14 protein-coding genes are annotated in these 12,795 nt (G+C 57.8%); 6 read left to right on the forward strand and 8 right to left on the reverse strand.

Annotated elements, in window-relative coordinates:
* Positions 1–90 precede the first annotated feature (90 nt).
* Positions 91–315, reverse strand: a complete 225-nt coding sequence (locus K529_RS10320) for a YdcH family protein (protein ID WP_005616524.1) — start codon at positions 313–315, stop codon at positions 91–93.
* 195 nt (positions 316–510) lie between these two features.
* Here K529_RS10320 and K529_RS10325 point away from each other — a divergent pair, with 195 nt between their 5' ends.
* The 4 genes from K529_RS10325 (at position 511) to K529_RS10340 (ending at position 3,519) form a co-directional block, all read left to right on the forward strand.
* Positions 511–924, forward strand: a complete 414-nt coding sequence (locus K529_RS10325; RefSeq protein WP_005616528.1) for an Hsp20 family protein — start codon at positions 511–513, stop codon at positions 922–924.
* A gap of 3 nt (positions 925–927) precedes the next feature.
* A complete protein-coding gene (locus K529_RS10330) occupies positions 928–1,152 on the forward strand; it encodes a DUF1150 family protein (RefSeq protein ID WP_005616529.1) in 225 nt (74 codons plus the stop codon).
* 257 nt (positions 1,153–1,409) lie between these two features.
* On the forward strand, positions 1,410–2,894 hold the full coding sequence (locus K529_RS10335) for an inorganic phosphate transporter (RefSeq protein ID WP_005616530.1): 1,485 nt from the start codon (positions 1,410–1,412) through the stop codon (positions 2,892–2,894).
* Positions 2,895–3,003: 109 nt separating this feature from the next.
* Positions 3,004–3,519 carry a DUF6653 family protein gene (locus K529_RS10340; RefSeq protein ID WP_005616532.1) on the forward strand — a complete coding sequence of 172 codons (516 nt, stop codon included), beginning with the start codon at positions 3,004–3,006 and terminating at the stop codon, positions 3,517–3,519.
* On the opposite strand, the gene K529_RS24125 is transcribed toward K529_RS10340, so the two are convergent.
* Positions 3,516–3,974 carry a GFA family protein gene (locus K529_RS24125; protein WP_080929615.1) on the reverse strand — a complete coding sequence of 153 codons (459 nt, stop codon included), beginning with the start codon at positions 3,972–3,974 and terminating at the stop codon, positions 3,516–3,518. The two genes, K529_RS10340 and K529_RS24125, sit on opposite strands and share 4 nt — an antisense overlap.
* Positions 3,975–4,138: 164 nt before the next feature.
* The gene (locus tag K529_RS10350) at positions 4,139–5,029 is read right to left on the reverse strand and encodes a PhzF family phenazine biosynthesis protein (protein WP_040641902.1); all 891 of its coding nucleotides are present in this window, start codon (positions 5,027–5,029) and stop codon (positions 4,139–4,141) included.
* 273 nt (positions 5,030–5,302) lie between these two features.
* On the opposite strand from K529_RS10350, the gene purE reads away from it, so the two are divergent.
* Together purE and K529_RS10360 are read left to right on the forward strand one after the other, a co-directional pair.
* A complete protein-coding gene (gene purE, locus K529_RS10355; RefSeq protein WP_005616539.1) occupies positions 5,303–5,791 on the forward strand; it encodes a 5-(carboxyamino)imidazole ribonucleotide mutase in 489 nt (162 codons plus the stop codon).
* Positions 5,784–6,881, forward strand: a complete 1,098-nt coding sequence (locus tag K529_RS10360; RefSeq protein WP_005616542.1) for a 5-(carboxyamino)imidazole ribonucleotide synthase — start codon at positions 5,784–5,786, stop codon at positions 6,879–6,881. Before purE ends, K529_RS10360 begins: the two co-directional genes overlap by 8 nt.
* A 183-nt stretch (positions 6,882–7,064) precedes the next feature.
* On the opposite strand, the gene K529_RS10365 is transcribed toward K529_RS10360, so the two are convergent.
* The 5 genes from K529_RS10365 to groL all read right to left on the reverse strand — a co-directional run bounded on the left by K529_RS10365 (position 7,065) and on the right by groL (position 12,748).
* The gene (locus K529_RS10365) at positions 7,065–8,222 is read right to left on the reverse strand and encodes an alpha-D-ribose 1-methylphosphonate 5-triphosphate diphosphatase (protein WP_005616544.1); all 1,158 of its coding nucleotides are present in this window, start codon (positions 8,220–8,222) and stop codon (positions 7,065–7,067) included.
* A 3-nt stretch (positions 8,223–8,225) separates the two neighbouring features.
* Complete coding sequence (locus K529_RS10370) at positions 8,226–9,008, reverse strand: esterase/lipase family protein (RefSeq protein WP_005616546.1); 783 nt, start codon at positions 9,006–9,008, stop codon at positions 8,226–8,228.
* 51 nt (positions 9,009–9,059) lie between these two features.
* Complete coding sequence (locus K529_RS10375; RefSeq protein WP_005616548.1) at positions 9,060–9,935, reverse strand: DMT family transporter; 876 nt, start codon at positions 9,933–9,935, stop codon at positions 9,060–9,062.
* Positions 9,936–10,134: 199 nt separating this feature from the next.
* Positions 10,135–10,389: a hypothetical protein gene (locus K529_RS10380; protein ID WP_005616551.1), complete on the reverse strand. Its 255-nt coding sequence runs from the start codon at positions 10,387–10,389 to the stop codon at positions 10,135–10,137.
* Positions 10,390–11,104: 715 nt separating this feature from the next.
* Positions 11,105–12,748, reverse strand: a complete 1,644-nt coding sequence (groL, locus tag K529_RS10385) for a chaperonin GroEL (protein WP_005616555.1) — start codon at positions 12,746–12,748, stop codon at positions 11,105–11,107.
* Positions 12,749–12,795 lie beyond the last annotated feature (47 nt).

Here is a 12,795-nt window from a genome sequence, read left to right on the forward strand (position 1 = left end):
CCCGTTATGACCAACGGCCCGCCTTTTTGTGCGGGCCGTTTTTTGTTGCCCGCGCATGTTTGCAACTATGTTGGAACAGCGAGGTCGCAGTCAGGCAATAATATCAGGCAACAGCCGGTCTTCGATCAGTGCGATTTTGTCCTTCAGCACCAGCTTTTGCTTTTTCAGACGCCGAATCGTCAGCGCATCCGCCGTGCCCTTCTCTTCGAGCGCCTGAATGGCCTCGTCGAGATCGCGATGTTCCCTACGGAACACCTCCAGCTCTACCCGGAGGACATCTTCGTTGGCCATTGCCAGATCAGACCGCTTGTTCATTTGCGACTCTTGTTAAGGACAGTGAAACAGTACGCATATTAGGCTCCCTCAGATCGCAGCGCTAGGGGCGACTGTGGAGGGAAAGGTGAACCCGGGACTTGTGAAACGGCAGATACATCCCATATCCTATAACACGGCGGTTGCCAGATTGGGACCGCAAGAAACCGTCGCTTTCGAATTAAGGACGAGAAAACAGTGTCGAAACTTACCTTGGGCTCATACCCGCATATGCTGGGCTTCGAGCAACTGGAACGCCTGCTGGAGCGTTCTGCCAAATCCGGCAATGAAGGCTACCCTCCCTATAATATCGAACAGACCTCCGATCATTCGTATCGCATCACGCTCGCAGTGGCGGGTTTTGCGGAAGAGGATCTGGCGATTACGGTCGAGGACCGGCAACTCGTGATTCGTGGCCGTCAGCGCGACGACTCGGACGGGCGCATCTTCTTGCATCGCGGCATCGCCGCGCGTCAGTTCCAGCGCATGTTCGTATTGGCTGATGGCGTCGAAGTTGGCGAAGCCGTGATGGAAAACGGTCTACTCCATGTGGATCTGACCCGCTCGCGTCCCGAAACCGTTGTGCAAACCATCAATATCAAAAAGGGGTAAATCATGCAGACACCTGTAGAAATGGCTCAGGTTGGCGGGCGCACCGTCTACGTCAAGACTGTCGCAGTTGCCGATCTGCCCAAAGATGTTCAGGCCTCGGTGCCGGGACGTACGCAGCTATATGCGGTACATGATGAGGCGGGCGAACAACTCGCGCTCGTTGCGGATCGCAAGATGGCCTTTGTACTGGCCCGCCAACACGATTACGCGCCGGTCGCTGTTCACTGACATCCAGTTTATAAATTTCGCAGCGCCTCGTCGTTGCCACGCCCCCGCACCTCCCTGAGGTTGCGGGGGTTTATTTTGAGCAGCACCAATGGGTTCCGCCATTCACTGAGGCTAGATGCCACCAGCCCCAGCCATTGGTGTGGCGGTTCTCAATGTGAAAAACACCGGTCACACAAGACTTCGACCCGGCATATGCGTTGCCCGGCTGTTACAAAACCGTTACAGACACGGCGCGCAAAAACGAATGGAGAGGACGGGTGTCCCAAAACGACCTAGAGCCGCGTCACCTTGAAACCCTGGACCGCGACCTTGCTCGTCTGTCCTCGCTGGAACAGGCAACGGCCTATGTGGGGCGATCCAACGTCGGGCTCGGGATCGCCTTTGTGTTTATCCTGATCGTCGCCACCGCGACCGGGCTGATGCTGGGCGATGCCAACAACACGGTGATCGTCGTGATCGCCGCCGCTTTTGGGGCCTATATGGCGCTCAATATCGGGGCAAATGATGTTGCCAACAACATGGGGCCTGCGGTGGGTGCTAATGCGATGTCGATGGGCTTTGCCATCGTTGTCGCCGCCATTTTTGAAAGCGCGGGCGCATTGATCGCAGGTGGTGATGTGGTTTCAACCATCGCCAAAGGTATCATCTCGCCCGAGACCATGGCCACCTCCTCCATGTTCATCGCCGCTATGCTTGCGGCTCTTCTGGCTTCGGCACTTTGGGTGAATTTGGCCACATGGATCGGCGCGCCAGTGTCGACCACCCACGCGGTTGTGGGCGGAGTGATGGGTGCAGGCATCGCAGCCGCGGGGTTTGCTGCTGTGAACTGGGCCAAGATGGGTGCAATTGCGGCCAGCTGGGTCATCTCTCCACTGTTGGGTGGTCTGATCGCAGCCGCATTCCTGTGGTTCATCAAGTCGCGCATCATCTACCGTGAGGATAAGATCGCGGCCGCCCGGACTTGGGTTCCCGTTCTGGTGGGCATCATGGGCGGTGCGTTTGCGTCCTATCTCGCGGTGAAAGGTCTCAAGAAGCTGATCAAAATCGACCTGTCGCAGGCGCTTATGATTGGCGCGGCAGTCGCCATCTTAATTTGGCTGGTTATGATCCCTATCATCCGCAAACAGTCTCAAGGTCTTGAGAACCGGAATAAATCTCTGAAGATCCTGTTCTCGATCCCGCTGATCGTCTCTGCCGCCCTGTTGAGCTTTGCGCATGGTGCCAACGACGTGGCCAATGCGGTCGGCCCCTTGGCGGCCATCGTGCAGGCATCGACTTCGGGTGACTTCACTCATGCCGTTTCGATTCCCTTCTGGGTCATGATCATCGGGGCTTTTGGGATTTCCTTTGGATTGTTCCTGTTCGGGCCCAAGCTGATCCGTATGGTTGGCAGTCAGATCACCAAGTTGAACCCCATGCGTGCCTATTGCGTTGCCCTTTCGGCAGCGATCACGGTGATTGTGGCAAGCTGGCTTGGCCTGCCGGTAAGCTCCACGCATATCGCGATTGGTGGCGTCTTTGGTGTGGGCTTCTTCCGCGAATGGGACACTGAGCGCCGCATGCGGAAAACCAAAACCATCACACCTGATGCGCCCCGGATCGGCGCGGATGAGCGCCGCCGCCGTAAACTGGTGCGCCGTTCGCATTTCATGACCATCATCGCGGCTTGGGTGATCACAGTTCCCGCTGCCGCGACACTGTCTGGTGTGCTGTTCATCCTGATCAACCGCATGGTCGGCTAGGCGCGGCCAACACTTGCTGAAATTTTCAAACGACCCGCCCAACCGGCGGGTCGTTTTGTTTTTGCGCAATGCCCGCTAGTATTCCAGGGACGAGAAGGAGCACGTGAACATGCCCAAACAGGATGTTTTTCACCGCACCGAAGCTGCAATGGGCATGACGCCACAAGTTTGGGCCCGCCATAGCAACCCATGGAGCGGGTGGAGCCGTCTGACCGTGCTGCCGCTTTTCGCCTTAGCGGTCTGGAGTCGCATCTGGCTAGGCTGGGGGGCACTCGGTCCTATCCTGTTGGTTCTTGTCTGGACATGGCTCAACCCGCGCATCTTTGCCACGCCCAAGCGCACCGACAATTGGATGTCGCATGGTGTGCTCGGTGAACAGATCTGGCTGCGTCAGAAGGATGCGCCCGAATTGCAGCACCATCGCCCTGTTGTGCGAATGCTTACGTTTATCAGCGGCGCTGGAGGACTGATCTATCTTCTGGGTCTGGTCCTGCTCTCACCCGGCCTGACATTCACAGGGCTTGCAGCGGCGATGCTCGGCAAACTCTGGATGCTGGATCGGATGGTCTGGATATCTGAGGATGCAGCACGATGTCAGATAAACCACCCTAGCCAGCCAGACTAAGACATCTCCGGGTGCCCTTCAAACTGTTCGGCAGTGTCACAAATTTCGTACCACAAAGGTTTCTCTGAAACGAATTCATGGAACCGGTTACGGATATCGAGATCGGTATCGAGTGTTTGAGCCGAAATGGGAAAGCTGTCTTCGTTTGACAGGATCTCTCCAAGCGACGTTCCGCAGGTTTTGCAAAAACACCGCGCATATTTATACGGCGCTTCCGGTTGATAGAGCGCAATATTATCCCGCCCTTGTCGCCATGTCAGACTATCACGGTGAATAAAAACCATTACGTTTGCACCCAGCTTTCGACAACGCGTGCAATGGCACGTCCCCATCATGGATGGCGGCGCATTCAGAGTGAACTTTACCACTCCACAACAACAACTTCCTTCGATCATATGGCATCTCCCTGTCGCTGGCCAATACGTGATCAGATGGCAGGAACATAACATGAACATTTAGGGCCTGCCAAGTTTCGTAATGGCGTGTTTAAGATATTTCGCTTCGGTCTGAGACCGAAGCGACCAGCGCGGCACGCGCCCTGCGGGCGCGTGCCGCGCTCAACCCAACTGAGAGGCAGAACCGCATAGGCGCAGATCAACCAGATGACTATGCCATATCCCTAATCCAGCAGCGCTTCCGGCAGGTCTACTGAGCCGCGCATCAAGACAAAGCCTTTTCCTCCTACGCGGATGCCATCTGGCGCATCGGGACGCCCTACAAGTGATACATGCGCCTGACCGGGCCGCCCCATCAGATGCCCCTGCTCGGCAATGAAGCTTGGCTTTGTCATCAAGCCGTGACGCCAAAGATACGCGGCCATCGCGCCAGTGGCTGAGCCCGTGAAGGGGTCCTCAGGTGGGCTTGGCGGCAGCATCAACAAGCGCGAGAATGTATCGCCAACGCGCGTAAACCCCTCGAGCGTCACCAAAAACGGCTCCATCACATCTTGGCCATCCGCGCCCAGAGCCTCGCCCAATGGCGCCATCGCTGCTGCATTCAGACGCGCCGCCCTCAGGCTATCTTGATCCCTCAGTACCGTAATGCAGAACGGAAGACCGGTTGACACCAGTTGCGGCTGACCGAGGATTGCTGCCTCAGGTAAATCGATGGCTGCCGCCACCAGTTCAAGGTCCGGGCACGGGCCGAAGTGCGGGGCAACCTGCTGCATCACGATTTGATCACCGTCCAGTTCAACAGGCACAATTCCTGCAGCTGTCTCCAGCGTGATCTGCTGCCCCGAGATCAGCCCGCGATCCCGCATCGCTGCAACCGTAGCAATGGTAGGATGTCCTGCAAAAGGGATCTCCCGGCTCGCGAGGAAATACCGCACTTTGACATCTGCGATGTCCGAGGGGCCGGTAAACGTACATTCAACCAGCGAGGTTTCCCGCACATAAGCGCAGGCAACCTCCTCGGGGAGCTGAGCTCCGCCATGCACCACCGCACAGCCGTTGCCACCAAAGGGGCGGTCCGTAAAGGCATCGACCCAGTCAAATGGAAATTCTGGCATCTTTTGTGTCCCGAGATAGTGATTTTCGACAGGCAAACACCCATGCCCGCAAAGCTCAAGCTGTAGCGCTGTGCCGATACAATTGAGACGGCACGCAGCAAACAAAGAGATATGCGCGACCCGCCGGGCGGGCCGCACCAACGCACAACTGATAAACCCCGGCACCGTTTGGCAGAGGGTTCTTCGCAACCGCAGCAAATCTCGCGTCGCAACGCATTGCCATTTTGGTCATTTTCGCTAAGGTGCGCGCTCCTTCCACTGTAGAGGCGAGATATGGCCGACATCAAAGTAGGGATCATCATGGGGAGCCAGTCCGACTGGCCCACGATGAAGGAAGCAGCCAACATCCTTGACGAGTTGGGCGTGGCCTATGAGACGCGCATCGTCTCGGCCCACCGCACGCCGGATCGGCTGTGGGACTACGGTAAGACCGCGGCCGATCGCGGCCTGCATGTTATTATCGCGGGCGCAGGTGGTGCGGCGCATTTGCCCGGCATGATGGCATCCAAGACCCGCGTACCTGTGGTGGGGGTACCGGTGCAAACCCGCGCGCTCTCCGGTGTGGATAGCCTTTACTCCATCGTCCAGATGCCAAAGGGTTTTCCGGTTGCAACCATGGCGATCGGTGCCGCCGGTGCCGCCAATGCAGGACTGATGGCAGCGGGCATTCTCGCCACAGGCGATCCAGAACTAGCAGCCCGCCTTGATGCGTGGCGCGATGCCCTTGCCGCATCTATCCCCGAGGAGCCAACCGATGACTGATCTCGACCAAATCCTCGAACCCGGTGCCGTTATTGGCATCCTTGGCGGTGGCCAGCTTGGTCGTATGCTGTCTGTTGCAGCCTCACGGCTCGGCTTTACCACCCATATTTTTGAACCTGCTGCCAATCCGCCTGCAGGCCATGTTGCCGACAAGGTGACCACTGCGGACTATGAGGACGAAGCTGCGCTGCGGGCCTTTGCCGAAACGGTAGATGTGATCACCTATGAGTTTGAAAATATCCCCACCTCGGCTCTCGATATCCTTGAGGATCTGAAACCGATCCGCCCAGGTCGCGAGGCGCTCCGGGTGTCGCAAGATCGCCTGACAGAAAAAATGTTTCTTCAAGATCTGGGCCTTGCGACGGCTCCCTTTGCTGAGGTCAATGACGCTGCCAGCTTGGATGCCGCGCTCGAACAGGTTGGCACGCCTTCGATCCTGAAAACCCGTCGCTTTGGCTATGACGGTAAGGGGCAGATGCGCATTATGCACCCCGAAGAAGCCCCTGAAGCGCTGGCCGCAATGCAGGGTGCTCCGGCTGTGCTTGAGGGGTTCGTGCCCTTCAGCCATGAGGTGTCGGTCATTGCCGCACGCAGCCTCAACGGTAAAGTGGCCTGCTATGATCCCGGTGAGAATGTTCACCTCGAAGGGATCCTCAGCACCACCACTGTTCCTGCGAACCTTACAACCGGTCAGAGTATGGACGCGGTTCTCATGGCAGGTAAAATCCTGAACGCGCTGGATTATGTCGGCGTTCTGGGGGTTGAGATTTTCGTTACAGGCCATGGGCTGGTGGTCAATGAGATCGCCCCCCGGGTCCATAACTCCGGTCATTGGACCCAAGAAGGCTGCACCATCGACCAGTTTGAACAGCATATTCGGGCAATTACCGGTTGGACCATCGGCAATGGTGCGCGTTACGCCGATGTCGTGATGGAGAATCTGATCGGTGAAGACGTCGAACGCATTGCCGACCTCGCACGCGACCCGGATTGTGCGATCCACCTCTATGGTAAGGCCGAGGCCAAACCCGGCCGCAAGATGGGACATGTCAACCGTGTAATCCACACTGAAGGTCGCGACGGGTACTGACGAGAGCCCTAGTCATTTGGCCATATGGCCGAATGACTGCGCCGCACGGAGGGCCCATAAGGGCCTGACGCGCGGCGCGTCCCTGCCCGCTGCAGGCGCATGTGGTGCAGGTCGGAGTTGGGGGCGCTGCCCCCAAACCCGCGAGATATTTATGAAAAGATGAAAGCCTATTGGGATGCGCTCTCAGCCCAGGAAACGTGCTGCAATCGCTCCGTTCATGTAGCTCACACATCCGCCCGAGAGGGTTGCCGCAACCTGATCCTGCGTATCAAGGATCACCAGATCGGCGCGCTTGCTTGCTTCCAGTGTCCCGCGATCCCTCAGACTGAGCACCCGGGCCGGACCAGAGGACACAAGCCCCCAAGCGCGCTCCAGAGGCAAAAGCCCCGACTTTTCCAACATCAGCGCAGCACGGCGCGGGCTTGGGTAGTGGTAGTCTGACGCGAGTGCATCACACAGCCCCATGGTTATCAGATCCAATGCGGAGGCATTGCCTTTGTGACTGCCCCCACGCACCACATTGGGTGAGCCGAGAATAATGTGATCCCCCGCAGCCCGTGCCGCTTCGGCGGCCTCAGCGGTCTCGGGAAACTCTGAAATCCGTGCGCCCCGTTCTCGCCAGTTTGCCCGATCATTTGCGGTGTGATCATCATGGCTCCCGATCTGGACGCCCTTGTCGTTAAGTATCTTACAAAGCGCATCCAGAGCGGCAGGTACGTCATCTTTGCGGGCATGCAGGTCCAGCAGCATTTGAAAGTGCTTTTCCGGGTTGCGCCCGGCCTTCAGCGCCTGACCGGTCAGGCGAGGGGGCTTTTTTCCTTCTGCAAGCCGATCATGCGGCAGGTGATCATTGAACACCACATAGGGCACACCCCATTTTGAAATCTGCTCCGGTAGATCCGCATAGGCATCAAGCAGGTGGATTTCAAACCGCAATTGCGGAATGAGATCGGTGACCAAATGCTCGCGCACTTCGGCAATTCCGGCAAAAACCTCGGTGGCAAACTCTGGTCCGCGCAAGCCCCCTTCCCAGGAGTAGAACTGCGCAAGTACACCTGTGGTGATGCCATTGGCGGCAAGCTCGGCCTCAGTCGCGCGGATGCCCTCAGCCATCTGCTTCATTGCGCCGCGACGCGGAGCCACGTGGCGCTCAAAACCGTCACCATGTAGGTCAATAATACCCGGCAGGATGCGATAACCGCTGAGATCAATTTCTCTGGCCTCACGGACATCTTGCAGGACACCATCTGCAAGACCTATTGCCCCGCCCAGTTCCAAACCGTCTGTGCGCAGCACATCTGCGCCCACCAACCGCAACGCAACCGTTCCCTGTCCACTCATGTCCTAGTCCAACCCGTTGAGGCCACCATCCCAATCGCGACCCAATACCCCATCGAGCCAGCCAAGCGAAGGCTCAAAACTCCCGGTTTCGAGAAACTGCACCACCTGTGCAATCACACGCGGGTTGTTCATCAGATAAGTATGGGTCACCGGCAGGACCAACTGGCTTTTCATCCCATCAACCGCTGTGCTTGCAACCGACACTTTGCCATCGTCCGATCCGGGGATCAGCGCAGAGAAAACAGGGTTCAACGACTGATTGCCCGCGATCACGCCAACCGGATAATCCACTGGCGGCAAGCGTTTCGGCAGGCTGTTTGGGCCAGTTCCCAGCTCTCGCCCTGCGGGCCCGTGTATCAGATCAAAAACCGCCCAATCGCCCATCTCGTCGACCAGTTCGCTACCCTGATTGGGAGGCGCAAGCATCACTACACGACCAAGTGTCACCGGCCGGGTATGAGACAGCCAGTAACGCACCAGAATACCGCCCATCGAATGGGTGACCAGATTGACCGGTTCCTGTGTACAGGCATCAAAGGCGCGCGGCAGCACCGCATCCGCAAGGCGTTCAACCGTGTATTCCGTCGAAGGATAACCCGGTCGCACAACCTCATAGCCTCGGGCCACAAGGGCTTCTTCCATCAACAGAAAAGAGGTTTCAGTGCGCGCCAGGCCATGCAACAGGATCACGCATCCCTTCTGCGCCTCCACATCACTGATTTCGGGTATATGCGATTGTAGAGGTGCCTCTTGTGCGCAAAGCGGCGAGGCAAGACTGAGAAGCATAAAAGCAAGGCATTGTCTGATCATTCACAGCACATAGGCACTGTCATACGATCAGGAAAGCCCCTGCTCTTCTGGAACCCTCCTGCGTGGGCGTGCAGGACACAGGATCACCGTTGCAATCCCCCCTAGCACAGCAGCCGTGCCTAACAGCAATCGGGCACCCACGGGTTCGCCAAGGATCACCGCGCCTGCAAGAATGGCAATGACAGGCACACTCAATTGGACCGTGGCAGCCACAGGGGCGGGTATCTGGGGCAAGACCCGGTACCACAGAGCGTACCCCAGCCCCGACGTCACCGCACCAGAGATCACCGCGAGCAAACAGCCAAAAGCTGTGACCACAGCGCCGCCATTCAAGAACCAGACCACGGGCAGGATCATTCCAGTCGCAAGCAGGAAATTCACAGCACTGGAGGCAAGCGGCGTTGTCGTGCCTCGTCCCACCAGACTGTAAATGCCCCAACCAAGCCCCCCTGCCCCCATCAACAGGACAGCCCAAAGCGGTGCGGCGGTTTCTCCGCCCGGCCACACCACATACGCAAGCCCCGCAAGTGCGACACAGGCACCAAGAATTTGCACCGCTGATACAGGCTCACGCCGCACGAGGCTCCAGCCAAACATCGAAACCTGCACAACGCCAAACAGCACCAAAGCGCCAAGCCCCGCATCCAGCGCGACATAAGCCACTGAGAAACCAACCATATAAAGGGTGAGCGAAGCACCTCCGGCCAACGATCGTCGCCAACCGTCGGTCGGGCGTTGTCCCTGCACGAGACACAAGGCCCAGAGCATCACCGCCCCGGACGCCAATCGCAACAGCCCAAAACCAGTGGCGTCCATATGCCCCGGTCCGATCGCCCATCGTCCCAGAATGGAATTCGCCGCAAAAGCGATCATAACGAGTGTTGTGAGGGCGATCAGCCGCATGGATATGTCCAACGCAATAGTTTCACAGACCTTCAAGAGGCCTCGGGCAACGAGCCCGCCACGCGCCGCTTTGTCAAGGAACAGTCAGACACAAACTTGTGGACCACCCCGCTTGGTTGCGCATCAATAGCCCACCCTTTGCCTCACCGTTGGTATCATCCACGGCACCGGGGCAGAGATCATCTCTGCCCCGGCCGCTTTAGAAAATGGGAGGAGGATACCATTTCGGCGGATCTGCACGATCATATGTCGATGGTAAGCCGATATCCGCGCGAAGATGCGCATTGAGGCTTGCATCGATCACACCAGCACGCGGAGGCCGCGTGATCAGGATCATTCGCACCGCCAGCACCAACCGACGTATCAGGCTGAGGTTGCGGAAGTGTTCCTCGACAACAAGGCGAGCAAGCATAGGGTTGGGTGCCATATCAGGCAAAACAGGGTTAGGCGTCATAAATACTCTCCCCCGGCACGCCGGGGCTCCTATCGTGTTGAGTTTGAAAAGTGATGGATCGATACACTGATGCCCGATGCGTGAGCGGAGGTGTTGAAATCCCCTCAAGTGCGAGCAAACCTGTGATAAAAAACATCACAAGCACACGCCAAGAGCGAGTGAACTTCAAAGATCTATCAACAAGTGGAAGTGGTGTTCAGCTCAATCCAGAGCCGATCGAATGAGATCGTTCAGCAGGTGCCTGCTGGTCGACCCATATATGCGCCGCCTACGTATAGGCCTGCACCAAATTGATCGGCCCAAACAGCGGTAGAGCGCATCTTGATCACAAAATTGGTCATAGGTGCCTCCTTCTGCCTTGGGTTGAACACAGGCGTCTCGTAACATGGCGGTACAAAAGTCAGGTAGCGATAAATTGTGCCGACACAATCACTGTGGCCGCTCGGCAACTCTGCCGAGGGCGAACGACGAAAGAAGCGCAGATGACAAAAACGCAAGTTGCATCCGGGACAGGTCGCCACCATGTGGCAGCGATACTTGCACGTCACGCCCCCGAGTGGGCCGCCCTGCATAAGCTACGCGGCAGACACTGGCCTAGCTGCACCTCCTGCGCTGACGCGACAGCGACTTCAGGCCGTCGCAACACAAAAAAGGGCCGCCCAAAGGCGACCCTTTCGGCCCCGAGGAGCCATCATCCAAGACTGGATGGCGTGACTTACATCATGCCGCCCATGCCGCCCATGTCGGGCATGCCACCTGCAGGTGCCGCGCCTTCTTTGGCCGGTTTGTCTGCAACCATGGCCTCAGTCGTGATCAGCAGACCCGCGATGGAGGCTGCGTCTTCCAGTGCGGTGCGGGTCACTTTGGCCGGATCGATCACGCCGAAGGAGAACATGTCACCATATTCTTCGGTCTGCGCGTTGAAGCCGAAGTTCTTGTCTTCGGATTCGCGGATCTTGCCTGCAACCACAGCGCCGTCGACGCCTGCGTTTTCAGCGATCTGACGCAGCGGTGCTTCGAGCGCGCGGCGCACGATGGCGATACCTGCGTTTTGATCTGCGTTCACACCGGTCAGACCTTCGAGGGACTTACCGGCCTGAACCAGAGCAACACCACCGCCGACGATCACGCCTTCCTGCACAGCTGCGCGGGTTGCGTTCAGAGCATCGTCCACACGGTCTTTGCGCTCTTTGACTTCCACTTCGGTCATGCCGCCGACGCGGATCACAGCAACACCGCCTGCCAGTTTGGCAACGCGCTCTTGCAGCTTCTCACGGTCGTAGTCAGAGGTGGTTTCTTCGATCTGAGCGCGGATCTGAGCAACGCGTGCTTCGATCTCTGCTTTCTCGCCCGCACCGTCAACGATGGTGGTCTCGTCTTTGGTGATCTGGATTTTCTTGGCGGTGCCAAGCATGTCCATGGTCACGGACTCGAGCTTCATGCCGAGGTCTTCGGAGATCACTTGACCACCGGTCAGGATCGCGATGTCCTGCAGCATGGCCTTGCGGCGATCGCCGAAGCCCGGTGCCTTAACTGCTGCGATTTTCAGGCCGCCGCGCAGTTTGTTCACAACCAGAGTTGCCAGCGCTTCACCTTCAACGTCCTCAGCAATGATGAGGAGCGGCTTTTGGGACTGGATCACCTGCTCGAGCAGCGGAACCATCGGCTGCAGGGAGGAGAGTTTCTTCTCGTGCAGCAGGATGAGGCAGTCTTCGAGCTCTGCAGTCATCTTGTCGGCGTTGGTCACGAAGTAGGGCGACAGGTAGCCGCGGTCGAACTGCATGCCTTCGACAACATCGGTCTCGGTTTCCAGACCTTTGTTTTCTTCAACGGTGATGACGCCGTCGTTGCCGACTTTCTGCATCGCATCCGCGATCTGGCGGCCGATTTCAGCTTCGCCGTTGGCGGAGATGGTGCCAACCTGTGCAACTTCGTCGGAGTCTTTGACTTCGCGCGCCATGGCTTTGATCGCTTCGACAACTTTGTCGGTTGCCAGATCGATGCCACGCTTGAGGTCCATCGGGTTCAGGCCCGCTGCAACCTGCTTCAGACCTTCGCGAACGATGGACTGAGCCAGAACGGTCGCGGTGGTGGTGCCGTCACCGGCTTCGTCGTTGGTGCGGGAAGCAACTTCCTTCACCATCTGCGCGCCCATGTTCTCGAACTTGTCTTCCAGTTCGATTTCCTTGGCCACGGAAACACCGTCTTTGGTGATGCGCGGTGCGCCGAAGGATTTTTCCAGAACCACGTTGCGGCCTTTGGGGCCGAGGGTCACTTTAACAGCGTCTGCGAGGGTGTTCACACCCTTCAGCATACGGTTGCGGGCATCGGTGTCGAATTTGACGTCCTTAGCAGCCATTTTTCAGTCTCCTTGAGAATACTGTAGTGTTGCGCGATGTGGGGTGT

The sequence above is a fragment of the Tritonibacter mobilis F1926 genome, assembly GCF_000376545.2.
GTDB lineage: Bacteria > Pseudomonadota > Alphaproteobacteria > Rhodobacterales > Rhodobacteraceae > Epibacterium > Epibacterium mobile.